Origin of the sequence: Methanovulcanius yangii (assembly GCF_018687785.1) — an archaeon.
Taxonomy (GTDB): Archaea; Halobacteriota; Methanomicrobia; order Methanomicrobiales; family Methanomicrobiaceae; genus Methanovulcanius; species Methanovulcanius yangii.
The window spans coordinates 405,703-431,902 of record NZ_LTBL01000001.1 but is presented as its reverse complement, the minus strand read 5'-3'; the positions used below and the strand labels follow the sequence as shown (position 1 = coordinate 431,902).

Below are 26,200 nucleotides of genomic sequence, written 5' to 3'. Positions count from 1 at the left end.
ATATGAAAAGCCCTTTCTGTGATATCGGGGTTTGCGATGAAGTTGTTCGTCAATATCTCCCGCAGGTACGTGCTGAACTTGTTTCACGTCTCGTCTGTAAAAAAGGAATTTCACAGAGAACCGTGGCAAAATATATGGGGCTTTCTCCTGCCGCCGTATCACAGTATGTCAGCAGAAAGAGGGGATGTCGCTTCATAGAAATGTCGCCGGATCTGGATGATGTGATTGAGCAATGGGCATTATCACTGATCTCGGGTGACGGTTCTGTAACCATCTGTGATATCTGTTGCTGTGTTCGCAACAATGAGATGAACAAATAATCGGACGGCACATCCGGTGCCCAAAGATATCATGGCAGACACCGCACCAGCACTAATCCACCAGCTTTTTTTCGTCAGCAATTTTGAGAACGTTGATGAGTGCCGGCTTTTAATCCGTTGAAATTGTCATGACAAAGAGACTATCCCACCATTGCGCGGGGAATTCTTCCATGACTCTCAGAGGGAGGGATAAATAACCCACCTTCATCTCATATTGGGGATGAACCGTACCTCATGCTTCCAGAGCCGTTCATTTTTACGGTAGACATCACAAGAAATTGAAACCGAGCCATTGTTTATCCCACAGGGGTCATTCTCGCTGGATCAGGATACCATAATCAATTCGATACCATTCATACATCTTTCAGAATCTGCATCAAAGACTCCGGCCCCATTGCCGGAATCCCCATGCCAACCTTTCCATCATGTCAGTGGAAAAATAACCTCAACTCCAAAAGGATAGCAATACATCAAATCTCCATGGATCTCACGACATTCAGCAATATATCATAACACAACCACAATAAGGACCCGATAAGGTGTATTGTCCGGTATGCAATACGCACCATCTGAGGACTTCTCATGAACAAGGTTTTTGCCCATCTCACCCTATGTCAAAGTACATGGACGAAGGGATTGACATTTATACCGATGGTGCCTCAAGAGGGAATCCGGGAAACGCAGCCTGGGCTTATATTGTTGTTCAAAGAGGGAATATCATTCATAAACAAGGAAAATTTATCGGAACCTGTACAAATAATCAGGCAGAATATACTGCCATCATTCACGCGCTTGAGAAGGCTCGGGAAGAAGGATGGTCTGCCATCAATATCTACTCCGACAGTCAGCTTGTGGTTCGTCAGATCAACGGAGAATACAAGGTCCGCGACAGGGGTCTTCAGGAGCGTTTCTCCCAGGTAAAAAAGCTGCTCAGTCGATTTGAATCAACTACATTTACTCACGTCCCAAGGACGAATCCATTCATCGCCATTGCCGATGCAAAATGCAATGAGATCCTTGATAATATAAATATCATCCCAATACAACGGAAGAAGTCCACCATTCCTTCATCTCCGGAAGCAAAAAACAGAATTGAATTAACTCCCATCGGGATTGTCCACTCCCCATATTCCACCCTGAGTGAAGCACCGCACCAGGGACGTCTCGAATCAGGCATATCCACCATCGAACTTTTCCCCGAGTTTGAAGAAGGTCTCGAGGGCCTTCAGGACGGAGATGAACTGATTGTCCAGTGTTGGTTTGATCGTGCTGAAAGGGAGGTGTTAACCGTCATCCCCCATGGACATACCAAACCGAGGGGGGTCTTCTCGACCAGATCACCAGCAAGACCCAACCCGTTAGCCCTGGAAGAAGTGAAACTCATCTCGCGTACCGGGCGCATCCTTCATGTCAGAGGCATAGATGCTGTTGACGGCACCCCGGTGATCGATATAAAACCAGTCATTAAGAAGGATAAAGAAAGGGATTTGCACCATTAATAGAACTTCAAGCCGCATGGATTGCAACTGGAATCCAACAGGATCCCCAATTGAAACCATGTATAAATTTATCACCGGTAAATTAGAACATTTTAGTACAATTCTGAAAAATAATTTCAGGAGAGACATAATGGCTGATAACTCTGCAAGACAGACCCCGGAATGCGATGGTAACTGTAAAAACTGCACAAGCGCGGCATCATGTGATGATCCGAAAAAGAACAATCCAATGACGGAAAAAGTGAAAATTAACGTCAAACACGTCATCTTGGTTCTTTCAGGGAAGGGGGGGGTTGGAAAAAGCACTGTTGCTGCAAACCTCGCCATGTCCCTTGCAAACAAGGGCTATAATACCGGCCTCGTAGATCTCGATATACACGGACCCAACATTCCCAAAATGCTTGGGGTCGAGGATCAGAGGCTCCAGTCATATGATGGGAAAAGGATTGAGCCCGTCCAGATAACCGGCAAACTAGGTGTCGTATCGATGGCCTTCCTCCTTCCGGAAACGTCTTCTCCTGTTGTATGGCGTGGTCCGATGAAGTTTACCGCAATCCGCCAGTTCCTCGAGGATGTAAACTGGGGGGATATGGAATACCTCATCGTCGATCTCCCCCCCGGAACCGGCGACGAGGCCCTCTCAGTTGCACAGCTTGCACCCAACATCGATGGGGCGGTTATCGTCACCACCCCGCAGGATGTTGCCGTTCTTGATTCCACCAAGGCAGTGACCTTTGTTCAACAGCTGGGTTACCCGGTGCTTGGCATTGTAGAGAATATGTCAGGAATGGTATGTCCCCACTGCGGTGAGGCGATCGACCTCTTTGGAGAAGGCGGAGGAAAGAAGGCGGCAGAAGATCTTGGTGTCCCATTCCTGGGCGCAATACCTCTGGATCCGGAGATGCGAAAGGCAGGTGACGAAGGCCGGCCATTTGTTCTCAGAAAGGCAGGGGATAAACAGCACCAGGCAACGTGGGAAAAGGTTGATGAGGTCATGGATAACATCCTCGCACAGATAAAAACGGAAAACTAATAAGACAATTCCCTAAACTCCCGGTAACGGGATTTATCCATTTTTCTGATGCCGCAGGTAATGAAAGACATAATTAATTCAGCGGCAGGAATTAGACTATGGATCTCTTGCTTATCCTTTCAGGCGGGAAGGACCCGCTTGCAATCTTCTCCGACATTGTCCCCTGTCTTGAAAACATCAACACCCTTCCCCTCGCTGTTGAACCGATCTACCATAAGGCAGTTACCCTGACGGCCGAGGATCTGGATCATCTGCATTTCGGTCTCGTCCGAATCCAGATATACGCGGATATCCACCGCTACGAAAACATCGATGAAATGCAAAAGATCAAATATGTCTCACAGATATTGGAAAAAGTGATATTCGGTATGCTCATGCTTGAATCCGAACCGATTCCATCCGATTGAACTGGAAATGTACCGTTCAATAATGCACAACTTATATCATCTCTTCATGACAGTCAGGAGTAGCGAGGGGCGCTTATGGCTGGATGGAAATGTACTGTATGTGGATATATTTACAATGAAGAAAAGGGGGAGGAGTCAATGGGGATCGCAGCGGATACCGCATTTACTGATCTCCCCTCCGACTGGACATGTCCGGTATGTGGTGCACCAAAAAGTGCATTTGAGAAAATCGACACCACCGACGTTCATGCGGACTCCGAAAAGACCGTTTCGGACGTAATTATCACTGAATTGGATAAATGGGGAGTGCGATATGTTTTCGGCCTTCCAGGTACATCTTCACTCGGTCTGGTGGATGCCCTGCGAAAAAATGATTCACTCAGATATATCGTTGTACGACATGAGGAGAATGCTGCAATGGCGGCATCCGCCTATAACAAGCTGACAGGAAAGATCGCGGCGTGCCTGACGATTGCCGGTCCGGGGGCAACAAATCTTGCAACCGGTCTATACGACGCGCAGGCGGATCATGCCTCAGTGCTCTCCCTCAACGGCCAGGTTCAAATCCAGTACTCAGGACCGGGTGGATTCCAGGAGATCGATCAGGATGCCTTCTTCCGTCCCATGACTGTCTACAACAATACCATCTATGACAAGGAAAAAACAGTCATTCTTCTGACAAGGGCAATGAAATATGCAACTCTGGAACATGGGGTTGCCCAGTTGTCCATCCCAAATAACATTCAGAAACTACCCCTCAAATTAGAATATTGCAGGCGAGAATCCATTATTGCCAACCCATTCATACTTCCGGAGTCATCCCTCATCGAAAAGGCCGCTGAAAGAATCAACGCATCCGAAAATCCGGTGATCATTGCCGGATGGGGAGCCTGTGGCGCTGCTGAAGAAGTTGTACGGTTCGCATCAACCATCGCAGCACCGATTGCGACCACCTTCCGGGCCAAAGGAATTCTCCCGGAGAATCATCCCTGGAGTGTGGGGATTCTGGGATCGGTTGGGGCACCCTCAACCCGTGATCTGGTCAGGGAAGCGGATCTCCTCATCACCCTTGGGGTCGGATTTTCCACCTATACAAACGTCCCCCTCGACACCGATATAATCCAGGTGGATATCAATCCGATAAAGCTTGGAATTTCACCAAGAGCATACCCCTTGTGGGGTGAATGCTCACTGGTAACTCCTGCATTGCAGCAATTCTGCATACCACGGGAACCAGGAGGTGTGCTAAAAATAATTGCGGATATGAAGCATGACTGGAATAACCAAAGAGACCATGAAGCAGACGCATCCGCAGTTCCTGTCCGCCCCCCCTTCATCATGAAGACCCTCTCTGAGATTATTCCGGATGATGCCGTAATAACTGTGGACGTCGGTGAGAACCAATGGTGGTTCGGGCGCAATTTCCGCATGCAACACCAGCGCTTTGCAATGTCGGGTTATCTTGCGGCGATGGGCTTTGGGCTTCCGGCAGCCATTGCAGGAAAGCTCGCATACCCGGACAAAGACGTCCTCTGCATTACAGGTGACGGGGGATTTTCCATGGCGATGGCCGAATTTGTCACCGCAGTTAAATATGATCTCCCGATAGTGGTGGTCATTCTCAACAACAAGCAACTGGGAATGATCCAGGTCGAACAGATGACGGAAAATTATCCCAATTATGCCACCGAACTTCTCAATCCGGATTTTGCGGAATATGCACGTGCATGCGGAGGATTCGGCATAAAGGTAGAGAAACCAGATAAACTCAAACAAGCAGTTTCCGATGCATTCGGTTCGAAATTGCCCGCAATTGTCGATATTGCAACAGATGCCAGGAGGTTTCCCCCCTCCTAAGCCTTCAGACAGTCTTCCAGCCAGTATTTTGGGGTTGGAGGGATGGTAAAAAATTTTCCAATATTCTCCGGGTCTGGCGCCAGGTGGTCACGAACCAAATTTCACTGCCTGAAGTACCGGGAATTTCAATTTTTTCTGGTTGCATGCAACATGACAACCCGGACACGACGGGCAAGACCTTAAATTTTGAGAGACATCCCCTGATGAAATCAAGTGACTCTGGAACACCCCGTAGCAGGTCGAATTCAACGCCTCCCGGAAGAGAAGGGGATACATGATTTCGCCGTTATATATGGTATAAATAGCCCATTTTCTTACTATAATACCCTTAGTCTTTCATCACAGTAATGGTCTTAACATTCAAATAGACTAATATTCGGCTAAGTTGTATGTACAATCAGAGAAGTTTTCGATACCGAATGCATCCCGGAGATTATGTATGAAAATTGGAATTGTCGGAGGAACCGGAGAAATCGGAGAGGGCCTGGCCAGACGCCTTTCTCATAAGCACGAGGTTATTCTCGGTTCAAGGGACAGGGATCGTGCCGAGGAAACAAGCAGTTGCACAATTGACCTCCTCACAGAGAGAGGATGCAGGAATTGTTCCTGTAGCGGAGGAACAAATCAGGATGCCGTCGATGGTGGGGATGTGGTAGTTCTCTCAATCCCTTTCAAACATCTAAAATCAACGGTGGACTCGCTCTCGGGATTTGAAGATAAAATTATTATTTCTCCTATCAATCCTATCGCCCGGAATGATCATTTTAGCTATCAGCCCCCCTCTGAGGGCTCCGCAGCACTGGCCCTGAAGGCAATGCTCCCTGAAACCGCCCGTATTGTTGTCGCATTCAATAATGTGGCTGCGAATAAATGGAAACAACTCGATGAGGAACTCGAATATTCCGTTGCCGTGTGTGGTGATGACGATGCGGCCAAACACCTTGTCATGGGAATTGTGGAGGATGTTTCCCATCTCAGGGCGTTTGATGCCGGCCCCCTGTCCATGTCACCGATAATTGAGGGGATAACACCGCTCGTGTTGAATATTGCACGGTTGAACGGCATGAAGGATGTTGGAATCCAATTTAAATAACCCATTCATCGCCCCAATTTTTCTTTTAACTTATATTAACCGCATTTTTTTAAAATTAAGCTAATTATTGGACTTTTTTCGAATATATACAGAAATATAGACTATATACTAAACAAAAAGGTTTATTTACATTATCAGGAAAATGTATTCCTGTTTGGTATAACCCTACCGGTGGAGATCTATGCCGCACCCGGTCTTTGACGGTTGGGGGCACAAGGGTCCAAACAATTTCCCATAAATATTATTGCGGCACCAATAACTGCAATCAAAGGAGTTGACAATGAACCTAAGACAGCCTAATGCAAACGAGGCGGTTCACACCTCGAACCGTTCACGCAATGTAGCACCCGTATCAGGTATCTGCACACGTTGTGTCGACGGATGTAAAGGTAACTGTGAAATCTGGCTTTCATCCTTCCGCGGGCGCGAAGTACTCTACCCCGGTCCCTTCGGAGAGATCACGGCAGGCGCAGACAAAAACTATCCGGTCGATTACTCGCACCTGAACATTCACGGATATGCAGTCGGTGCAAACGGCCTTCCCGAAGGCGTGGAAGCAAACCCTGACACCGCCGTCTTCGATGATGTCAATGTAGGAACCGAATACGGCTGGGATATCAAGGTCCCGATGAAAGTACCGATCTTCACCGGTGCACTCGGTTCCACGGAAATTGCCCGTGCCAACTGGGAGCACTTTGCTGTCGGTGCGGCCATCTCCGGTATCACCCTCGTCTGTGGTGAGAACGTCTGCGGTGTTGACCCGCAGCTCAAACTCGACTCGAACCACAAAGTCGTTGAATCACCCGAAATGGATCGTAGGATCAACACCTACAAGAAGTTCCACGAAGGGTACGGAGAGATCTTAGTCCAGATGAATGTCGAGGACACGCGGCTTGGAACCGCGGAATATGTCTCTGCGAAGCACGAGCTCGAAACCCTCGAACTGAAATGGGGCCAGGGTGCAAAGTGTATCGGTGGCGAAATCAAAGTCAGTGCTCTTGAGCGGGCCCTTGAACTGAAGAGACGCGGATATATCGTCCTTCCGGACCCCACCCGGGCTGATATTCAGGCAGCATACAGGGACGGTGCAATTAAGGAATTCGAGCGCCACTCCCGTCTTGGATTCGTAAGCAAGGAAGGATTCCTCGAGGAAGTCGACCGCCTGCGCGACATTGGATTCAAGCGTGTCACACTCAAGACCGGCGCCTACTCCATGAAAGAACTTGCAATGGCAATGCGCTATTGTGCAGAGGCAAAGATCGACCTGCTCACCATTGACGGTGCACCCGGCGGCACTGGTATGAGCCCGTGGCCGATGATGAATGAATGGGGTATCCCGACGTTCTACCTCCAGTCTCTCACCTACGAATTTGCTCAGGAACTTGAGAAGAAGGGTCTGCGCGTACCCGACCTTGCGATCGCAGGAGGATTCGGCGACGAAGCAAACGCATTCAAGGCACTCGCCATGGGCGCACCGTACTTCAAGGCGGTCTGCATGGGCCGTGGCCTGATGATCCCGGGCATGGTCGGTAAGAACATCGGCAAGTGGCTCGAGAAGGGCGAACTCCCCAAGACCGTTTCCAAATACGGAACAACGGTCGAAGAGATCTTTGTCACCTACGAAGAACTCAAGGAGAAATATGGCGAGAGAATCAATGAAATCCCGCTCGGTGCTATCGGCATCTACACCTACGCCCAGCGCTTCAAGACCGGCATGCAGCAGATTATGGCAGGAAGCCGCAACTTCAGCCTCAGTTCTGTCTCCCGCAAGGACGTCTTCTCCCTTACCGAAGAAGCAGCAAAGATCTCCGGAATCCCGTATGTCATGGACTCCTACCGTTCAGAGGCATACGAGATTCTCGACGGATAATCATACACTATCCCATTCTTTTTTTCCCTCCGACATCAATGAATATCAAAAGGGTATTTTTCCAAATACAGCTCCTCTGGCATGAAATCCGATGCATTCCTTCCAACCTCTGCAAAGGAGATGAAACGTCGCGGGTGGGATAATTGCGATATCGTCATCGTCACCCCCGATGCATATATCGATCATCCTTCATTCGGGATGGCTGTACTGGGCAGGTTCCTCGAATCGCATGGATTCAGGGTGGGCATCCTGTCGCAGCCGAGATGGAAGGATTCCGATTCATTTATGGAATTCGGAAGGCCAAACCTGGCATTTGCGGTTTCCGGCGGCGCAATGGATTCAATGGTGATCAACTACACTGCAGTGGGAATTCCCCGTAAGGACGACCCGTATTGCGATGGTGCTGACCCGTACTTTTCGAAAAAGGGGGATGCAAAAAGATACAGAATACGCCCGGACAGAACAGTCCAGGTATATTGCAGCCAGATTCGTGCAGCCTGCAAAGGGACCCCCATTATTATCGGAGGCATCGAAGCATCACTCCGGCGCATTGCTCACTATGACTGGTGGTCAGACACGGTACGACGGAGCATTCTTTTTGACAGCAAGGCCGACCTTCTGATTCACGGCATGGGGGAGTATCCTCTTCTGGAGGCGGTTTCGGCGCTCCGCAATGGGGCCATCCTTGCAGATCAACAGATTCCCGGCACTGCAGTCGCCCTGAGAGGGACCGATGATCTTTCATCCCCTGTTGAACTTCCGTCCTATGAGGAAGCTCGCACGAACAAAGAATCATTTGCCAGGGCATATTGTGATTTTGAAAAATTGAACAGGAGCAGAATCATCATACAGAAACAGGACACGCGCTATCTGGTGCAGTTCCCCGCATCCCCGTTGACAACAGAGGAGCTGGATGCGGTGTATGACCTGCCATATACCCGGATGCCACATCCAAAATATCATGATGTTCCTGCCTACCGGATGATTCGTGACTCTGTTACAGCGCATCGTGGCTGTTATGGAAATTGCGCATTCTGCGCCATCACCTCCCACCAGGGTCCGGATATCGTTTCCAGAAGTAAAAATTCGATTGAACGGGAAATTCGATCGATAACAAAGGTCCCTGGTTTCGGGGGAACCATCACCGACATAGGCGGCCCATCAGCGAATATGTATGGCTCTCAATGCATCATCGGAGGATGTATAACCCACGATTGCCTCAAGGATGGCAGCGGATGTAAAAACCTACTTCCCGGCATCAGGGACTACCAGACATTGCTCGACACCGCTGCAGAGTGCCCGGGTGTTCGACATGTTTTTATCGGGTCGGGATTGCGATTTGAATCCCCCGTGCTTCCGGAATATTTTCTGCGAAAGATTCTGAAGGAGAATATTTCCGGGAACATGAAAGTGGCTCCCGAGTCCGGAAGCGACAGGGTACTTCGCCACATGCATAAATCACCCACCAGTGTGTTTGGCGAGTTCCATCATCTGTATGAACGTATCTGCAGGGAAGAGAAGGTATCGCGCAGGCTTGTGCCGTATATTATTGTCGGTCATCCCGGTGAGAATGAGGAGGACATTTACCGAACGAGGGACTTCCTGAACCACTACTGTCTCTATGGCAACCAGTTCCAGATATTCACCCCGTCACCGCTCACCCGTTCAACTGCCATGTATTATCTCGGATATGACCCCTGTACGGAAGAACCCGTTGAAGTTGTCAGGGACAGAAGAGAACTGGAAAAAAGGAAAAATATCCTGACGCGGAGAAACAGGTGAAAAATATTATTCCAATATTGTATTGGTCATTCGCAATCGATCATTTACTCTTTCGATAAAAATTGGCGCTCATGCAATGATGTCATAAAGACAGAGCACCGAATCGATGATATAATCCGGGTCAATCCCGGATTCCCTAAATAATTCTTCCCTGAATTTGCCCGTGCGGACCAATGCAGCATCGATTCCCGCTGCCTGAGCCCCCCCGATATCTGTGATGATATCATCACCGACCATCAGCACCTCAGACGCGGAATACCCCAGAGAATGAAGAGCGGCTTCAAAAAATTCCCGATAGGGTTTGCCGACAAGAGAGGCATGCACTCCTGATGCATATTCAAGGCCTGCGACAAAAGGACCAGCAGAGAGAGAGAGCCCATCCTCATCCATCCAGTACCTGTCCCGTTCAAGAGCAATAAGTTCGGCGCCGGAGATGAGAGCACGAAATGCCTCATTCATCATGTTGTAGGTAAAACGGTCCCCGGCATCGCCGACAACCACGGCCCCGGCGTCCTTCCCCGTACTCTCGATGCCGGAGATCATCATATCCTCCATTACATCGTGTGCCGTAAGAAACAAGCACCGGTATATTCCGGCGGAAATCAGATATGATGCCGCCGCAACGGCCGGAGTGAAAATGTGTTCTGCAGAGATGGAGAAACCCATTTTTTCCAGGCGCTGTGCAATTGTCGCACGCGATGAGCGGGTCGTATTTGAAATACACCTGAACGGAATGTCATGGGCACGGAGATCATCCAGTATAGCTGGTGCCCCGTCAATCACTTTCCCGCCGGTATACAGGACGCCATCAATATCAAAAAGGACACCTCGGTATTTCATACAATTTCCTCTCTGGAGCCAACATAAGAATGTGACCTATTTAATCATGTCCATCAAAGGCGCCTTTTCCCTTTCCCTGTCAACAACCCGGTTGACCAATCAGGGTAGTGCCAAGGCACCCCTGTCATGCCTCCATGGATTCCCCATGCTGTGCAATATCAAGGCCGACATACTCCTCCTGGGAAGTTACCCGAAGACCAACCGTTGCATTGACGACTTTGGCCAGTACCCATGTCATCCCGAAGGCGTAGACGATACTTATCACCACACCTGCAACCTGAATGAACAGTTGTGCCGGAGAGCCTTCCAGAATTCCGGAGACACCACCAATTGCTGACAGGGCAAATATTCCAATTGCAATCGTCCCCCACGTTCCTCCGACACCATGGATGGCCCAGGCGTCCAGACTTTCGTCCCAGTTTCTTCGTATCCGAAATATCATGGCTCCATAACACAGGAGACCCGACACCGTCCCGATGACAACGGCACTCAAAGGACTGACAAATCCCGCCGCGGGAGTAATTGCGCCAAGACCTGCTATCGCACCACTGATCAGTCCTAATGTACTTGGCTTGTCCATATACCATGACACTGCCATCCATGAGAGAGCCCCACAACATGCTGCTATGTTGGTAACGACGATTGCATTGACGGCAACCATGTCCGCCGCAAGGGCACTCCCCCCGTTAAAGCCAAACCATCCAAACCACAGCAGTGCACCACCGAGAAGGGTCATCGCGATGTTGTGCGGCTCAAGCACGTACTCATTATACCCCCTTCTCTTTCCAACAACCAGCGCAAGTGCAAGTGCACCAAATCCTGCACTGATATGAACCACAATCCCGCCGGCAAAATCGTAGATCCCCATCATGGACATCCACCCCCCTCCCCATACCCAGTGGGCAAGCGGGTCATAAACGAGAGTTGTCCAAAGCAGGCCGAAGAGAATAAACGCGCTGAGTTTGACGCGTTCAGCAACCGCCGATGTGATGATTGCAAGGGCAATCGCTGCAAATGAGAGCTGAAATATCATGAAGAGAAGGTCGGGAATTGTTCCGCTCTCACCGTTTACCCCAACCAGCCCGATATAATCCGCCCCCCCGATTATCCCGCCGATATCAGGGCCAAACGCGAGGGTATATCCAAAGAGGGTCCATTGAACGGTAACGACCGCAAGCGAAATGAAGCAGAGCCCGATCATCGAAATCAGATTCTTTTTACGGACAAGACCGCCATAGAACAGACCGACACCGGGGGTCATCAGAATGACCATCGCCGTTGCAACCAGCAAAAAGGAAATATCACCGCTATCAGCTACCATTTCATAACCAGCTCCGGGTGGGGGAAAGAAGAGATCCTAAAATTGAATTTCATGCTGAATGGCATGGCACATAGGAAATCCATGAATGGAAAAATCACGATACCACCATTTAATTGAGAATTACGATCAGATTTCAGGGAAAAATTAGTACCTTGAGAGGTACTGCTCGACTTCCCAGGGATGAACAGCGGTCCGGAATGCATCCCATTCGCTCCGGGCGATGGCATCCAGACCCGCCACCACATGAGAGCCCAATGTTTCACAGATGATGTGATCCGAAAGCATGTACTGGTTTGCGGTATGGAGATCACCCGGCAGCATGTCAATGCCCTCTGCGGCAAGATCTTCCGGAGTCATGGCAAAGATATTCTTATCCGTACTGCCGGGTGCAGCAAGACCGTTTTTAATTCCGTCCAGACCTGCTGCCAGAATGACGGCAAAAGTCAGGTACGGATTGCATGAGGGATCCGGACAGCGTAGTTCGACACGTGTACTGGACCCGCGAGGGGCAGGTACCCGAATGAGAGCGGACCTGTTGCTCGCGCTCCACCCAATGTACACCGGAGCTTCATAGCCGGGTACAAGCCGTTTATAGGAGTTGACAATGGGATTGGAGACACGGACAATTCCACGGATATGTTTCAGGACTCCGGCAATAAACATCCGTGCTGTATCGGAGAGCTGCAGGGGGCCGTCCGGATCATAAAATGCATTTTTTCCGTCCTTAAAGAGCGATGCATTAATGTGCATTCCACTTCCGTTAATACCATAAACAGGTTTTGGCATGAATGTCGCATGCAGGCCATTCTGCAGCGCTATGGATTTTGTTGCGAATTTGAAGGTAACAACGTTGTCTGCAGTCGTCAGGGCATCACTGTACTTGAAATCAATTTCATGCTGACTCTGAGCGACCTCGTGGTGGGAGGCCTCGATGTCAAAACCCATGTCCGTAAGGGCAAGAATAATATCCCGGCGGACATCCTCTGCGAGGTCGGTCGGGGCGAGGTCAAAGTACCCGCCTTCGTCCTGATAGGCGGTGGTGGGTTTTCCATCTTCAGTCATCCTAAAAAGGAAAAATTCCAGTTCCGGGCCCGTATTAAAACTAAAACCAAGTTCGGCAGCTTTGGAAAGAGTCTTTTTCAGAATATATCTGGGATCACCCTCAAACGGCCGGCCGTCAGGAAGATGGACATCACATATGAAACGGGCAACCCGGGCTTCCTCCGGTCGCCAGGGAAGAATGGTATATGTTCGGGGGTCCGGCTTGAGGAGCATATCCGATGCTTCAATGCTTGCAAAACCGGTAATCGAGGACCCATCAAACCCGATACCATCAGTAAGTGCCTTTTCTGCCTGGTTTACCGGAATTGCGATATTTTTTGGTATTCCCTCGATATCTGAGAACTGGAGGCGAAGAAACTTGATTCCGTCGTTGTGTATGCGCTCGAGCATCTGTGCAACATCGTTTTCGATCATACGGAAAGAAACTTCTACCCATCGTTATTTATAGTTGTCGTATAAACGTTATTGCACAGATTGTTTTGGTCTGGAAAAATTAAAATGGAGGGAAACCCCCTTCACAATTTGTGGTAGCATGTGCGGAATAATCAGCGTTATCGACCGTTCGGGGGAACCCATGGACGGTTCAGCAATAAAAAATGCCCTTTCATTAATGAATGAGCGAGGAAATGGTGAAGGAGCAGGGTACGCAGTATATGGTGCATATCCGGATTACGCAGACCATTATGCCCTCCACCTGTTCTATGACAACCTTGTGGAGCCAAAAGCCATAGTAGAACAGGAACTGGAGAAATGGGGCACCATTGAAGTCAGTGAGATGATTCCCACCTCTGAGCAGCCACGACTCCGAAGGGAACATATCCCCTGGAGATACTTCTATAAGCCGTATCCAAAATCGATGGGAACGGCAGCTACCGAGGAAGACATCCTTATTCACATCATGAATAAAATCAATACAGAAATTCCGGGAGCCCTCCTCTTTTCAACGGGTAAAAATATCGGAATATTCAAAGCATCCGGGTGGCCGGAGGATGTAGCTGAGTTCTATCGCATCCAGGATTATGAAGGGTATCAGTGGCTCGCCCATAACCGGTACCCCACCAACACCTCGGGATGGTGGGGAGGGGCACATCCCTTTAATCTTCTGGACTGGACAGTTGTGCACAATGGAGAAATTACCTCCTATGGAACAAACCGGAGATATCTGGAGAGTTTCGGCTATAAGTGCACGATGTACACGGATACCGAAGTAGTAGCCTATCTCACGGATCTCCTTGCCCGTCAACATGCTCTCCCCCTTGAACTTGCCCTCAAGGCACTTGCACCTCCGTTCTGGGATGATATTGACGCCATGCAGGAAAAAGAACAGACCATGAATACCACCATCCGCATGGCATACGGTTCGGCGCTCATGAACGGCCCATTCGCAATTGTTGTTGCCAACTCTGACGGCATTGCAGGAATTACCGACAGGATAAAACTTCGACCGCTGGTTGCGGCGGAATCCGGCGACCGTCTCTACATCTCAAGTGAAGAGGCTGCAATACGGGTCATGGACCAAAACCTTGAACACATCTGGATGCCCCGGGCAGGCGAACCCGTCATAGGGAGGGTAAGATAATGCCCATCGGCAGCACTCCCCCAAAATTCAGGGTCAGAATCGATCAGGACCAATGCATGCTGTGCGAGCAGTGCATCGAAAACTGCCCTTATGGAACTTTCAGGAGAGAAGGTAACAGAATACTGGTGAATTCACGTGCCTGTACAGGATGTCACCGATGCATTGCCATGTGTCCACGGGATGCCATAGATCTTGAGGAGAAGCCGGTTGCATACCGGTCACACCCAATCTGGACCCGGGAGGCCCGGGAGGCAATATTCAACCAGGCGAAGACCGGAAAAATCGTCCTCGCCGGCATGGGAAATGTACTCGATGTACCGCCGATATTTGATCGGCTTCTCCTCGATGCCTGCCAGGTAACCAATCCTTCCATTGATCCGCTCAGGGAACCGATGGAACTTCGGACCTATATAGGGAAGAAACCCTCAAGGGTAGAGGTGACCACAAAACCGGATGGGGACATTGAGCTCCTCACCCGTCTTGCCCCGAATCTAAGATGCGAAACCCCTATCATGATCGGTCATATGAGTTATGGCGCCATCTCTCTCAATGCCCAGCTGTCCCTCGCACGGGGTGCAGCTGCGCAGGGAACATTCATGGGGACGGGAGAAGGAGGTCTCCATAAGCGCCTGTACCCCTACCAGGATCACATGATCGTCCAGGTGGCATCCGGAAGATTTGGTGTTGATATCGATTACCTCGAACGCGGCGCGGCCATTGAGATAAAAATAGGTCAGGGAGCAAAACCGGGAATCGGAGGGCACCTCCCCGGCGAAAAAGTGGACGAGAGTGTATCCGGAACAAGGATGATACCAGTCTCCAGTGATGCCATCAGTCCGGCCCCTCATCATGACATCTATTCCATAGAAGATCTGGCCCAACTTGTCCGGGGACTCAAAGAGGCAACAGAGTGGAAAAAACCCGTCTTCGTCAAGATAGCGGCAGTGCATAATGTGGCGGCAATTGCATCGGGCATTGCCCGTTCGTCAGCAGATGCAGTTGTCATCGATGGATTCCGTGGGGGAACGGGAGCAGCGCCGAGAGTCTTCAGGGACCATGTTGGAATCCCCATCGAGGCGGCGGTGGCAGCGGTTGATGAAAAACTCCGGAAACATGGCGTCCGGAATGAAGTTTCGGTCATCGCATCGGGAGGTATCCGCGACAGTGCAGATGTCACCAAGGCAATCGCGCTTGGTGCCGACGCGGTCTACATCGGTACGGCTGCACTGATATCCCTCGGATGCCGGGTCTGCGGCAACTGTTACCGTGGGCTGTGCCCGTGGGGCATTGCAACCCAGCGTCCGGATCTCACTGCACGTCTTGACCCGGATATCATGTGGGAAAACGTATCCAACCTGATCAACGGCTGGACCCTTGAGATTGCAGAACTCATGGGGGCAGCAGGTATCAATTCAATTGAAAGCCTGAGAGGAAACCGGGACCGGTTACGAGGATATATGCTTGACGAAAACCTCATGAACGTTCTGGACGTGAAGACCGTCGGAGCGGGAGCATAGCGATGACAGAAACGGTTACCATAGATGCTGCGGGACTTCATTACACCCCGCTCAACCAAATGATTCGGTCGGCAGTGGCTGCAGGTGCAAAAGAAATTGTACTCAACAATGTGAACGGGCACCGGTTTATCGGAAATGGCCTCAGGGGCACCGATGTCCGCCTCATCATCAATGGTGTTCCCGGGGGAGATCTCGGCATGTTTATGTCAGGGCCAACATGTATCGTCCATGCAAATGCCGAACATGCACCCGGCAATACCATGGACGCCGGCACTATCTATATCCATGGAAATGCCGGGGATGCCGTGGCGCATTCCATGCGGGGCGGAGAAGTCTACGTAAAAGGTGACATCGGGTACAGGGGCGGTATCCACATGAAGGAGTACAGGGAAAAAAAGCCCGTTCTCGTCGTTGGCGGCCATGCAAGAGCATTTCTGGGAGAATACATGGCAGGGGGCCTCCTCATCATTCTCGGAATTGGAAAGACCTGCCCTGTTGATGAGAGGGGAATAGGCACTGGAATCCACGGAGGGGAGATATACATCAGGGGCGACGTGCCCGACCGGCATCTTGGGATCGGAGCAACGAAGAAACCGTTTGGTGCTGACGAACGGGAACGTATCCGCCCATATATCGAAAAATACTGCATGGAGTTCGGCATTACCGATTCCTCTCTCTTTGAGGACGAATATGTAAGGATCGGACCGGCAAGTGCCCGCCCCTTTGCAGGAAAATATACATGGGAGTGAAGAGATGAAACGAAAAACCTTCAGGGAACTCAGGGATGAGGTATGGGATACCGGACTGTGTTCAGGATGCGGGGCATGCGTTGCGGTGTGTCCGGCAGATGCAATAATCTTCAGAAAGAATGGCGAGTTCAGCAGTCCGGCACATACGGGGTACTGCAAGGATGAAACAGACGGCGTCCCCTGCGGTGCATGTTATGCAGCCTGTCCGCGAACACGGGACCAGGACGCCCACCGGATGGCTTCGACCGGTCCGGGCAGCCATCTCCGAATGATATCGGCACGGTCAGGTTTCGAAGTGCAGAAACGGCAGAGCGGAGGAGCGGTGACGGCCATCCTGACAACAGCACTCAACGAGGGGACCATCGACTGTATTGTTACCATAGCCGCCGATCCATGGACGCAGAAACCAGCTGCAACAATCATCACCGATAAGGAGGTCCTCATCTCGAAAGCCGGGAGCCGGTATGCATGGTGGGTCCCGCTTCTCTCGGCCCTGAAAAATGCGGTCATAACACAAAAGAAGGAGAAAATTGCGATCATCGGAGTGCCGTGTGCCGCTTCGGCCGCACGAATCATCCAGTCATCCAACCATGTGTTCCTGAAACCGTATGGACGGGCGATCCGTCTGATCATTGGCCTTTTCTGCACGGAAACATTTGATTATGAAAAGCTCATCGAAGGAAAATTACAAAGAGAAATTGGAATCGAACCGTGGGATATTGAACGACTTGATGTCAGGGGTAAACTCATTGTCAACCGGCAGGATGGTACACAGTCCGAATTTCCCCTTTCAGAACTCGAAGACTATGTTCGCCCCGGTTGTCATGTCTGCGGCGACCTGACCGCTGTCGATGCAGATATCTCTGCCGGCTCAATAGGAAGTGGAGAGGGTTATACCACCCTCATTGTCCGGACACCCACAGGAGATGGTTATGTAAACCATGCCGTGGATAGGGGGGATCTGATCGTTGAAGGGGAGACAAATCCAAAGATCATCGAGCGTCTTGCCGGCGACAAAGCAAAACGGCTCCGCAGATAATTCCCGATACTTCTTACTCCCCTTTTCAGAAAGAATATCTTTTTCTTTTTCCGGGTTTGACGTAAGAATACCATTGAAAATTCGTTTCTTCCGGAGAATGTGACTATGACCCAGCTGAAATTTATCAACCACCTGATCGATGAATATGCACTGATGGTCTCATACGACCCTTTCCATGATGAAGGTGAAGTCATATTCAACCTGACCCTTATAAAGGAGGAGGACCTTGATGCTGCGCGTCTGATTATGAAAGAAGCATACGCAGCAGGCGTGTGCTTCAGCAACAGGGTAATGTTTGCCGTTGCTGGAGAATATATCGGTGAATATGCAATTCCTCACGGCCATATAGGGATCGTCACCATGTGCAGCATAACAGTTGACGCCATACTCCTCCGTCAGGGGATTCCCATCAACCCGATTGGAGGGGGTCTTGTTGAGATCAGGGATAATATCCCAAAACGATTTACGACGATGATCAAATACGACTCAACGACAATTGATCCGACACAGGTCATGATTGATCAGGGAACAACCCATATTACCGATGTCATCATGACCGGCACGGGCAGTATCCTTGCAAATATCAGGGAATGCCACATGGAAGCCGAAACACTTCTCTTTGATACCCTTGAGGACCTGACCAAGGCGGGAATCACCGGTGTCCTGGAAGTCGGCAGTCCGAATTCACCCCTTCTTGGAGTCCCCATAACAACAAATTATCTGGGTCTTTCAATGATCGGGGGAACAAATCCCATTGCTGCATTCATAGAATCAGGCAGATGGGCTAACACGAAGGCGATGAAGGGTCTGATTGATATTTCCAACTTTGACAGAATTGAGAATATCTGAAATAAAAAAAATATTATTCTTCCAGAAACCGGGAAAACGGCATAATTCCTGCTCCAATTTCTGTGTATATGGGGTACCCTTTTTCGACCGCATTTGCCACAAGATTCATACCACTGAAAAATACGATGGACAGGCGGTAGGGATCCGGCCGGAGATTGAAAAGGCCGTCCCCTATACCAACCGGACGGACAAACCCGGCCTTTACCATATGCTCGACGCATTCCTCAACCCGATCCTTTGCTTTATTGGTGACTTCCCTCACATTGGCAAGGGCGATTCCCGTCCCGGTTGTCGCCACCCCATGTACATTGGTAAGCCCCGCGTTGATGAAGAGAGGGAGAGGATCAACAGTCGTTCCTTTGTACCCGATAAGATCAACAAAACCTACTGGTCGGGAATCAACGATGGAGAATCTGCCTCCATATACTACATTTACTGCGATGCCATGGTTCTGGAGAACCCCATCCATCGTTATCGAACATGCACTCAGAAATCCTGCGTGCCCTTCAGGAAGCCGCGGGTCCTGATCGGTGATACAATATCCCTTATAGAAGGTATATCCACCTGCGATGACCTCGTCGAAGGCCTGCGCCACATCATCCACAAATTCATACGGGACCACGGTCAGATTGTACCCGACATCTCCTGTTGACGTTTCCGGATTGAAAGTAACATTGAAGGCCAGTTTTTCCAGTTTGGAGATGACAAAACCCATACGGTCATCTATCAAAGCAAGATTTGCCTCAGATATACCTTCATCAGTGAGAATTCTCCCTTTATTCCCGATCTTATGGGTAAATCCCTGCTCATCAAGATACTGAAGATAGTATTGGACAGCACGGTCAGTCAACAGAAAACCCCGTTCTGCCAGCAATTCACTGAGCCGTTTTGCCCCAATCGGCTCCTGGTGTTCTGACAGAATACGGAGTATTTCAACACATTTCCTCTCAGAACGAACAAAACTCATCCGTTAGCAAACCCCCATAAGGCGTTCCCGGGCATTATCCAAAGCTAACGCTCTCAGGAAAGTACTAATCAGGAACAGGATTTTCCCGTCTGCCCAAAGGAACAGAGAACTCATCCACGTATATTATCAGGATAATAGTAAATAATCAATGGTATTCCTTTGGCGCAGAAATAGAGGACTCACTAAAATTTCATAGTAGTATATATTAAAAGGAGTTGGCGAGTCCGGATTATGTCCGGACCTGATACGCCCCATCAACAGGGATGATAAAGATCTTTCCGTCTCCCGCCTCACCGGTAAATGCTGCCTTCTGGATGATTTTTACAATCTTTTCAGCCGATTCATCCTCGACAACCATCTCAAGCTTGACCTTAGGAATAAGATCAACATTCACCTTCTTTCCACGGAACTGGAGCGAGATGCCCCTCTGGGCACCCCTTCCTCGCACATCAGTTACTGTCATTGCATAGTATCCGGCCTCATCGAGTGCCGACTTGGCATCTTCCAGCTTTTCAGGACGAATGATTGCTTCAACCTTCTTCATCGTATCACTCCTTACGCATCCATACTCTCGCCATGCTGCGAGAGATCAAGACCAACGTATTCTTCTGTCTCTTCCACGCGAAGACCCATAACGAGGTCTACTATCTTTGCAATGACAAAGGTCACGACAAAGGCGTAGGCCATTGCAACGACGGCGTCAAGCAGCTGTATCAGGAACTGATCCACATTCCCGTAGATAAGACCATCAACACCGCCTATGACGGCGACTGCGAAGATTCCCGTTGCAAGTGCACCGAAGAATCCCCCGACACCGTGGATTGCCCATGCATCCAGAGACTCATCCAGACCCTTGCGCTGGCGCCACAGGAGAGCGCTGTAGCAGATCAGACCTGCAAGCGCACCGATAACGATCGATGCCGGCATGTCGACGAATCCGGCGGCAGGCGTAATCGCTACAAGACCTGCGATACCTCCCGAAACAAAGCCAAGTGTGGATGGCTTCCCGTTAATCCATGAGGCACCCATCCAGGCAAGCGCGCCTGCTGCAGCCGCGGTGTTGGTGACCAGGAAGGCATTTGCTGCAATCGCATCTGCCGCAAGTTCACTTCCGGCGTTGAACCCGAACCACCCGAACCAAAGGAGCGCTGCACCAAGCAGGGTGATTGGTATGTTAGAGGGCTCCATCGCATACTTTCCGAATCCCTTGCGTGCACCCAGCACAAGGGCAAGGGCAAGAGCGCCGAATCCAGAACTTATATGCACGACAGTGCCGCCGGCAAAGTCAAGTGCTCCAAGCTGGGAGGCCCATCCGCCACCCCATGCCCAATGGGCGAGGGGATCATAGACAAGGGTCGTCCAGAGCAGAGCGAAGACTATGAAGGCGCTCAGCTTGATACGCCCTGCACCACCAGAGGTGATGATAGCAACGGTGAGCGCTGCAAACACCAGCTGGAAGACGACGAAGAGCAAATCCGGAATTCCTTCTCCGCCAAGACCCACTCCGTTCAGGAGGGCGTAATCCAGACCACCGATGAATCCTCCGATATCCGGCCCGAATGCCAGACTGTATCCAAAGAGGACCCACTGAATACTCACGACGGCAAATGCGACAAATGCCAGCCCAATCATGGAGATAATGTTCTTCTTCGGGACCATTCCGCCATAGAAGAGTCCCACTCCGGGAGTCATGAGCATGACGAGGGCTGTACAGATAATGATAAACGCGGTGTCTCCGCTGTCAATAGGCATAAATCACACCATTCTTAAGGAATCATACCAATATTAGATTGGAATTCTCGTACCCATTTGTTTTTGTGAGAATATCCATGAGGAGGAGAGGGTGTGTCTCCTCCCCACAGATTTACATTCAGAACCTTGACAGGTACTGCTCCACTTCCCATGGGTGTACTGCTGTTCTAAAGGAATCCCATTCCATCTTGGCGATGTTATTGAGACCCTCTACGACATGACCTCCGAGTGTTTCACAGATGAGGCTATCTTCCAGAAGACACTTGTTTGCGGTGAACAGATCTCCGGGAAGAGTCTCAATGTGAGCCTGTTTGCGCTCTTCATCGGTCATTGCGAAGATGTTCTTGTCGGCACTTGCCGGGGGTTCCATCTGCTTGCGGATACCTTCCAGACCGGCGGCCAGAATTGCCGCAAACGTCAGGTACGGGTTACATGTCGGGTCCGGACTCCGTACTTCAACACGAGTGGAATTGCCCCTGGGTGCAGGCACCCGGATCAGCGCCGTACGGTTACTCCCACTCCAGCTTACATAGACAGGAGCTTCATATCCCGGAACAAGCCGTTTGTAGGAATTTACCGTCGGGTTGGCAAGTCGCGTGATTGCCTTGATATGCTCAAGAACCCCTGCAATGAAATGCATGGATGTCCGGGAGAGCTGCATTGGAGCCTCCGGATCATAGAACGAATTCTTTCCATCCTTGAAGAGAGATGCATTCGTATGCATTCCGTTTCCATTGATCCCGTAGCACGGTTTTGCCATGAAGGTTGCATGAAGACCATTCATCAGCGCAATCGATTTTGTTGCGAACTTAAACGTAAGGACATTGTCCGCCGTCGTCAGGGCATCGTTGTACTTGAAATCAATTTCATGCTGGCTTTCAGCCACCTCATGATGGGATGCCTCGATCTCAAAACCCATCGCGGTAAGTGCGCTGATAATCTGTGCCCTCACATCCTCTGCAAGATCGGTTGGAGCCAAATCAAAGTATCCTCCCAAATCCTGGAATTCTGTCGTCGGCATACCGAGTTCGTCCCTCTTGAAGAGGAAGAACTCCAGTTCTGGACCGGTATTGAATACATAGCCCATAGAAGCTGCCTCATTGAGAACCGTCTTCAGAATATGACGGGGATCCCCGGCAAAAGGCGAACCATCGGGAAGATGGACATCACAGATAAACCTGGCCACTCTTGAGTTTTCAGGCCTCCATGGTATAATCGAGTAGGTATTCAGATCCGGTTTCAGAACCATATCGGACTCTTCAATCCGTGCAAAACCCTCGATAGAAGACCCGTCAAAGCCAATTCCACCGGTGAGCGCCTTCTCTGCCTGAGTCACGGGAATTGACACATTCTTGGGCAACCCCTGGATATCAGAAAACTGAAGCCGAATAAATTTAACATTATCCGCCTCGATCTTCTCGAGCATTTTTGTGACATCAGATGTCTGTGCCATGAGTATTCATACACGCAGGCAGTATTTATATCTGGCCCACAAGCTATGGTTCATGCCCCATATTCTATATAGACGAATATAGTAGTTGTCGCCGGAAATATAAGATTCATCGACCACAATCGCACAAAAATTGTGGATTGATTTGAGGATTCCCCCAAATTATGGTTTTTCAATTACCAGATAATTAATTGTATTCTCCGAAATTACGCCGGCATATTCACCGACCCTTCGGAAATTTTCAATACAGTACCCAATATATATGACCCCCGGGGCCCCGAGATCAAACAGAGCACCCGAGATTTCCGCGCACTTTTTTACGAATTCATCGACGCCCTGAATCGTCGAATTTGCCTTCTGGATATCTTTTTCAAAAAATGAATCAATGCTCGACTGGAATATATTCAGAGATTCGCGATTCTCAACCTCTATGAGATCCACGATCTTCTTTTCGAGGGACACATACATCAGCCCGCGGATGCTTTCAGCGAGTTTGACCACATGATCCCCCACCCGCTCAATAACACGGGAAATCTGCAGATAATTCAGAGCAAGTTCGATATCGACACCCATCTCACGGGAGAGGGATACATTCCTAAGCAGGAGATTGAACTGCCGTGCGACAAGCCAGTACAATCGGTTGACATCACGATCACGAAGAATAACATCCTCCACAAGCTCCTCATCACGGGTCTTCAGGGCAAAAACCGCATCCCGCTGCATCCCTGCAACAATAACTGCCATTCTCCTCAGCGTGCTATCAAACGGCATCTCACCAGGATTGAGGAGGTCCTTGATAACAATCCTGCGATCCGTCTGATCAGATACTTCCTGACCGACAGTGCGCTGAGTAAACTTACGCACCGCCTTATGGGCCCAGGAAGGTATCCTCCCAGGCGACTGAATCACAATTGTATCATACCCGGTGACATATGCACCGATTAGAGAACGATACAGATACACAGGATCATCCAAAAGGGAAAGATCAAAAGTTTTTATCCTCTCCACAAGTTTTCCGGAGAGTTTCGGAGTTATCGTCAGAGATCCGTCCGGTTGGACAATAAGACCAAGGGGATCATTTTTTTTGATATCCGACGCTTTTACCCACTCTTTTGGGAGCGATATGATAAAGGAGGACCCTCCGGTCACCTGGACTTTCCGTATTTCCATAAGTTATAGCCCCACAATCCTGAAGTACATTGCCCAACCTGTATTTTAATAGATGCGGCTTAAAATATATATATTATATACTTCTCCGGAGTTCGACCCTCAATCGCCTTGGACTATAGTACCCAGTCGTTTCAACGGTGAGGAACAATTGATGAATTCATATAAAAATTCTGAAAATTCCTCATTCCAGCATTCTGCACCGGAACATATTTTGTACCCATGGTGCATGGACTGTTCCACATATTTCCCCATCCTTGCCTGAAAAATGTCGCCGGACGAAAGAAGATCCCGCGCATTTAGCCACTTGCGCCTGATTTCAACAGCATAAATACCTGATTCAGTAATATATGGGCCGGAAAACACCGGGGATTCCAGATATTTCGAAGCAAATTTTTTAGCATTGACCTGATTATGCGCCGGCGGGCCCATGTGGCAGCGCAGGGCCGGGAGGGTATCAACAATCAACTCAAACACAAGGATACATTCCTTGTCGCCCATATATCCGGCTGCCCGGTTGATTACAAAATCATTTCTTGAAAGGAGATCCGAAATCCCACCAATTGTCCTCCTGAGTTGAGGGACGACGATATCCGGGATCTGATGAGGTGTTTGAAACACCAGAGCGTAAAAACCCGTACCCCGATCATCGATTGCAGACTGCAGTTCCTGCTTCGTAATCCTCGCGGCACTCCGACCGGCAAAAAATGCGGACGAGGGATGATCGATATATGCCCGACAGAGATCAATGAATTCCTCAAAACGACGAAGCGAGAGAGAGGCAGCGACATTACGCCTTGGATCCACCGGGTCAATTACAATCAGGGAATCCGTAAAGTCCTTCTGCCGATGACCCTCGATGTCTATAATCATACCCGGCTTCCATCTGGTGACCGACTCCACCAGTGATCCAAAACCTCCGGCATAGAGGACCAGAACCTCACATAAATATCCTGCAAATCCCTCCGTCATCAGGTCTGAACCATAGACACCCCCGGTTTTTGCAAATTGTTTGAACAGAAGAACATCATCTTCCAGACCCCCGATATGTTCTTTTATATACCGGGTATGAAAGGGAGTCCGATCTACCGCACTCTGGATTGAAGAGGCATCATCAACTGCATAACACGGCACCAGATCAACATCAAGCCCGTCGATTATGGTATTGATATAGGGATGTTCGGCATACTTCTCAACCGGGATCCCCCCCATATCCTCAACAATCTCCCGCCCCAACCGTATCCCGTTCTCCTCAAGTTCCTCCCGTGAGACAGACGGAGAAAAGAGCATGAAAACATCCAGATCGCGGTCCCCGCTGATCCAGGTATCTCTGGCAACAGATCCAACCACCATTGCATCCGCAAGGCCGCTTCCCTGAATTTTTTTCACGATAACTGCTGCAATGGAATGGATATGATCCCTCTCAGACGGCCCGGGCCGAAGAGATGCCAAAGCATCCTCTTCAAATATGGGCCTGTTCACCCCCTCACCTCATCAATGGTCGTATACACCGGTCCATCAGGCGTAAGTTGACTCTCCTTGAGACGTATCCGATCAACGCAGAAGGTACCGAATGATATCTTTTCAATCTCGCTTACTGCACTCCTGAGCGAGGGATCATATTTTTTTATCCGTGCAAGAGTCACATGTGGACGAAAAGGCCTCGATTCTTTGCCAATTCCATAAACAGAGAACATTTCATCAATTTCATCCTGTATGCGCGCTCCGCATCCGGCATCTTCACCCTCTGCCCAGACAATCCTTGGGCGCTTTGGAGGATTCAGGGAAACACCAGATATCTCTACCGGAAACGGGTCAAAACGGAGCGCCGCAAATGACGCCCTTATATGCTCAAGCGTCCCCAAATCCACCTCACCGATGAATTTCAACGTCATATGCGTATTTGAAGGTTCAACAAACGTCATTTTTGCGGCACATGACCTGAGGCGATCCTGAACTTCATTCATCTTTGCCCTGATCTCTTCAGGCATGTCAATCGCGATGAAGACCCGCACCATGCATCTCTATATGTATCCATCAGTACTAA

Annotated in this window: 23 protein-coding genes and 1 pseudogene; 13 read left to right on the top strand and 11 right to left on the bottom strand. The window is 49.8% G+C overall.

Annotation, left to right across the window (positions count from 1 at the left end):
• Positions 1 to 2 precede the first annotated feature (2 nt).
• The 8 genes from AZH53_RS02215 to AZH53_RS02180 all read left to right on the top strand — a co-directional run bounded on the left by AZH53_RS02215 (position 3) and on the right by AZH53_RS02180 (position 9,861).
• Positions 3 to 320 (top strand): transcriptional regulator, encoded by a 318-nt coding sequence (locus tag AZH53_RS02215; RefSeq protein ID WP_319641922.1) that lies wholly within the window; start codon positions 3 to 5, stop codon positions 318 to 320.
• A gap of 623 nt (positions 321 to 943) precedes the next feature.
• Positions 944 to 1,819, top strand: coding sequence for a tRNA (N6-threonylcarbamoyladenosine(37)-N6)-methyltransferase TrmO (gene tsaA, locus AZH53_RS02210; protein ID WP_319641921.1), 876 nt, complete (start codon positions 944 to 946; stop codon positions 1,817 to 1,819).
• 130 nt (positions 1,820 to 1,949) lie between these two features.
• Positions 1,950 to 2,852, top strand: coding sequence for an Mrp/NBP35 family ATP-binding protein (locus tag AZH53_RS02205; protein WP_319643622.1), 903 nt, complete (start codon positions 1,950 to 1,952; stop codon positions 2,850 to 2,852).
• Between the two features lie 98 nt (positions 2,853 to 2,950).
• Positions 2,951 to 3,259: a hypothetical protein gene (locus AZH53_RS02200; RefSeq protein ID WP_319641920.1), complete on the top strand. Its 309-nt coding sequence runs from the start codon at positions 2,951 to 2,953 to the stop codon at positions 3,257 to 3,259.
• Between the two features lie 75 nt (positions 3,260 to 3,334).
• Positions 3,335 to 5,116, top strand: a complete 1,782-nt coding sequence (locus tag AZH53_RS02195; protein WP_319641919.1) for a thiamine pyrophosphate-dependent enzyme — start codon at positions 3,335 to 3,337, stop codon at positions 5,114 to 5,116.
• A gap of 439 nt (positions 5,117 to 5,555) precedes the next feature.
• Positions 5,556 to 6,209, top strand: coding sequence for an NADPH-dependent F420 reductase (npdG, locus tag AZH53_RS02190; RefSeq protein WP_319641918.1), 654 nt, complete (start codon positions 5,556 to 5,558; stop codon positions 6,207 to 6,209).
• A gap of 280 nt (positions 6,210 to 6,489) precedes the next feature.
• Entirely contained in the window at positions 6,490 to 8,079 is a 1,590-nt protein-coding gene (locus AZH53_RS02185; protein WP_319641917.1) for an FMN-binding glutamate synthase family protein, read from the top strand.
• An 81-nt stretch (positions 8,080 to 8,160) separates the two neighbouring features.
• Complete coding sequence (locus AZH53_RS02180; protein WP_319641916.1) at positions 8,161 to 9,861, top strand: YgiQ family radical SAM protein; 1,701 nt, start codon at positions 8,161 to 8,163, stop codon at positions 9,859 to 9,861.
• Between the two features lie 69 nt (positions 9,862 to 9,930).
• On the opposite strand, the gene AZH53_RS02175 is transcribed toward AZH53_RS02180, so the two are convergent.
• The 3 genes from AZH53_RS02175 to glnA (AZH53_RS02165) form a co-directional block, all read right to left on the bottom strand.
• Positions 9,931 to 10,701, bottom strand: a complete 771-nt coding sequence (locus AZH53_RS02175) for a TIGR01458 family HAD-type hydrolase (protein ID WP_319641915.1) — start codon at positions 10,699 to 10,701, stop codon at positions 9,931 to 9,933.
• 124 nt (positions 10,702 to 10,825) lie between these two features.
• Positions 10,826 to 12,022, bottom strand: coding sequence for an ammonium transporter (locus AZH53_RS02170; RefSeq protein WP_319641914.1), 1,197 nt, complete (start codon positions 12,020 to 12,022; stop codon positions 10,826 to 10,828).
• Between the two features lie 144 nt (positions 12,023 to 12,166).
• Positions 12,167 to 13,498, bottom strand: a complete 1,332-nt coding sequence (gene glnA / locus AZH53_RS02165) for a type I glutamate--ammonia ligase (protein WP_319641913.1) — start codon at positions 13,496 to 13,498, stop codon at positions 12,167 to 12,169.
• 118 nt (positions 13,499 to 13,616) lie between these two features.
• Here glnA (AZH53_RS02165) and AZH53_RS02160 point away from each other — a divergent pair, with 118 nt between their 5' ends.
• From AZH53_RS02160 to AZH53_RS02140, 5 genes are all read left to right on the top strand, one after another.
• Positions 13,617 to 14,663, top strand: a complete 1,047-nt coding sequence (locus AZH53_RS02160) for a class II glutamine amidotransferase (protein ID WP_319641912.1) — start codon at positions 13,617 to 13,619, stop codon at positions 14,661 to 14,663.
• Positions 14,663 to 16,180 carry a glutamate synthase-related protein gene (locus tag AZH53_RS02155; RefSeq protein WP_319641911.1) on the top strand — a complete coding sequence of 506 codons (1,518 nt, stop codon included), beginning with the start codon at positions 14,663 to 14,665 and terminating at the stop codon, positions 16,178 to 16,180. The genes AZH53_RS02160 and AZH53_RS02155 overlap by 1 nt, the downstream gene beginning before the upstream one ends.
• 2 nt (positions 16,181 to 16,182) lie before the next feature.
• On the top strand, positions 16,183 to 16,929 hold the full coding sequence (locus AZH53_RS02150; protein ID WP_319641910.1) for a GltB/FmdC/FwdC-like GXGXG domain-containing protein: 747 nt from the start codon (positions 16,183 to 16,185) through the stop codon (positions 16,927 to 16,929).
• 4 nt (positions 16,930 to 16,933) lie between these two features.
• The gene (locus AZH53_RS02145; protein ID WP_319641909.1) at positions 16,934 to 17,968 is read left to right on the top strand and encodes a Coenzyme F420 hydrogenase/dehydrogenase, beta subunit C-terminal domain; all 1,035 of its coding nucleotides are present in this window, start codon (positions 16,934 to 16,936) and stop codon (positions 17,966 to 17,968) included.
• 105 nt (positions 17,969 to 18,073) lie between these two features.
• Entirely contained in the window at positions 18,074 to 18,817 is a 744-nt protein-coding gene (locus AZH53_RS02140) for a DUF128 domain-containing protein (protein ID WP_319641908.1), read from the top strand.
• 13 nt (positions 18,818 to 18,830) lie between these two features.
• On the opposite strand, the gene AZH53_RS02135 is transcribed toward AZH53_RS02140, so the two are convergent.
• The 8 genes and pseudogenes from AZH53_RS02135 to thpR all read right to left on the bottom strand — a co-directional run bounded on the left by AZH53_RS02135 (position 18,831) and on the right by thpR (position 26,171).
• The gene (locus AZH53_RS02135; protein ID WP_319643621.1) at positions 18,831 to 19,547 is read right to left on the bottom strand and encodes a DUF128 domain-containing protein; all 717 of its coding nucleotides are present in this window, start codon (positions 19,545 to 19,547) and stop codon (positions 18,831 to 18,833) included.
• 24 nt (positions 19,548 to 19,571) lie between these two features.
• Positions 19,572 to 19,784: pseudogene (locus tag AZH53_RS02130) on the bottom strand (winged-helix domain-containing protein); the annotation flags it as partial.
• Positions 19,785 to 20,013: 229 nt separating this feature from the next.
• On the bottom strand, positions 20,014 to 20,328 hold the full coding sequence (locus AZH53_RS02125) for a P-II family nitrogen regulator (protein ID WP_319641907.1): 315 nt from the start codon (positions 20,326 to 20,328) through the stop codon (positions 20,014 to 20,016).
• An 11-nt stretch (positions 20,329 to 20,339) separates the two neighbouring features.
• A complete protein-coding gene (locus AZH53_RS02120) occupies positions 20,340 to 21,536 on the bottom strand; it encodes an ammonium transporter (protein ID WP_319641906.1) in 1,197 nt (398 codons plus the stop codon).
• Between the two features lie 118 nt (positions 21,537 to 21,654).
• Complete coding sequence (gene glnA, locus AZH53_RS02115) at positions 21,655 to 22,989, bottom strand: type I glutamate--ammonia ligase (protein WP_319641905.1); 1,335 nt, start codon at positions 22,987 to 22,989, stop codon at positions 21,655 to 21,657.
• 159 nt (positions 22,990 to 23,148) lie between these two features.
• The gene (locus AZH53_RS02110; protein WP_319641904.1) at positions 23,149 to 24,156 is read right to left on the bottom strand and encodes a phosphate uptake regulator PhoU; all 1,008 of its coding nucleotides are present in this window, start codon (positions 24,154 to 24,156) and stop codon (positions 23,149 to 23,151) included.
• A gap of 99 nt (positions 24,157 to 24,255) precedes the next feature.
• Complete coding sequence (gene cca / locus AZH53_RS02105) at positions 24,256 to 25,635, bottom strand: CCA tRNA nucleotidyltransferase (protein WP_319641903.1); 1,380 nt, start codon at positions 25,633 to 25,635, stop codon at positions 24,256 to 24,258.
• Positions 25,632 to 26,171 (bottom strand): RNA 2',3'-cyclic phosphodiesterase, encoded by a 540-nt coding sequence (gene thpR / locus AZH53_RS02100; RefSeq protein WP_319641902.1) that lies wholly within the window; start codon positions 26,169 to 26,171, stop codon positions 25,632 to 25,634. Before thpR ends, cca begins: the two co-directional genes overlap by 4 nt.
• Positions 26,172 to 26,200 lie beyond the last annotated feature (29 nt).

Excerpts from the sequence above, each read along its gene's own strand:
- AZH53_RS02215 (WP_319641922.1), top strand. The coding sequence starts at position 3 with ATGAAAAGCCCTTTCTGTGATATCGGGGTTTGCGATGAAGTTGTTCGT.
- AZH53_RS02110 (WP_319641904.1), bottom strand. The coding sequence starts at position 24,156 with ATGGAAATACGGAAAGTCCAGGTGACCGGAGGGTCCTCCTTTATCATA.
- npdG (WP_319641918.1), top strand. The coding sequence starts at position 5,556 with ATGAAAATTGGAATTGTCGGAGGAACCGGAGAAATCGGAGAGGGCCTG.
- glnA (WP_319641913.1), bottom strand. The coding sequence starts at position 13,498 with ATGATCGAAAACGATGTTGCACAGATGCTCGAGCGCATACACAACGAC.
- AZH53_RS02195 (WP_319641919.1), top strand. The coding sequence starts at position 3,335 with ATGGCTGGATGGAAATGTACTGTATGTGGATATATTTACAATGAAGAA.
- AZH53_RS02145 (WP_319641909.1), top strand. The coding sequence starts at position 16,934 with ATGAAACGAAAAACCTTCAGGGAACTCAGGGATGAGGTATGGGATACC.
- AZH53_RS02140 (WP_319641908.1), top strand. The coding sequence starts at position 18,074 with ATGACCCAGCTGAAATTTATCAACCACCTGATCGATGAATATGCACTG.
- glnA (WP_319641905.1), bottom strand. The coding sequence starts at position 22,989 with ATGGCACAGACATCTGATGTCACAAAAATGCTCGAGAAGATCGAGGCG.
- AZH53_RS02125 (WP_319641907.1), bottom strand. The coding sequence starts at position 20,328 with ATGAAGAAGGTTGAAGCAATCATTCGTCCTGAAAAGCTGGAAGATGCC.
- AZH53_RS02200 (WP_319641920.1), top strand. The coding sequence starts at position 2,951 with ATGGATCTCTTGCTTATCCTTTCAGGCGGGAAGGACCCGCTTGCAATC.
- tsaA (WP_319641921.1), top strand. The coding sequence starts at position 944 with ATGGACGAAGGGATTGACATTTATACCGATGGTGCCTCAAGAGGGAAT.
- AZH53_RS02120 (WP_319641906.1), bottom strand. The coding sequence starts at position 21,536 with ATGCCTATTGACAGCGGAGACACCGCGTTTATCATTATCTGTACAGCC.
- AZH53_RS02175 (WP_319641915.1), bottom strand. The coding sequence starts at position 10,701 with ATGAAATACCGAGGTGTCCTTTTTGATATTGATGGCGTCCTGTATACC.
- AZH53_RS02150 (WP_319641910.1), top strand. The coding sequence starts at position 16,183 with ATGACAGAAACGGTTACCATAGATGCTGCGGGACTTCATTACACCCCG.
- AZH53_RS02185 (WP_319641917.1), top strand. The coding sequence starts at position 6,490 with ATGAACCTAAGACAGCCTAATGCAAACGAGGCGGTTCACACCTCGAAC.
- AZH53_RS02155 (WP_319641911.1), top strand. The coding sequence starts at position 14,663 with ATGCCCATCGGCAGCACTCCCCCAAAATTCAGGGTCAGAATCGATCAG.
- thpR (WP_319641902.1), bottom strand. The coding sequence starts at position 26,171 with ATGGTGCGGGTCTTCATCGCGATTGACATGCCTGAAGAGATCAGGGCA.
- AZH53_RS02180 (WP_319641916.1), top strand. The coding sequence starts at position 8,161 with ATGAAATCCGATGCATTCCTTCCAACCTCTGCAAAGGAGATGAAACGT.
- AZH53_RS02170 (WP_319641914.1), bottom strand. The coding sequence starts at position 12,022 with ATGGTAGCTGATAGCGGTGATATTTCCTTTTTGCTGGTTGCAACGGCG.
- AZH53_RS02160 (WP_319641912.1), top strand. The coding sequence starts at position 13,617 with ATGTGCGGAATAATCAGCGTTATCGACCGTTCGGGGGAACCCATGGAC.
- AZH53_RS02205 (WP_319643622.1), top strand. The coding sequence starts at position 1,950 with ATGGCTGATAACTCTGCAAGACAGACCCCGGAATGCGATGGTAACTGT.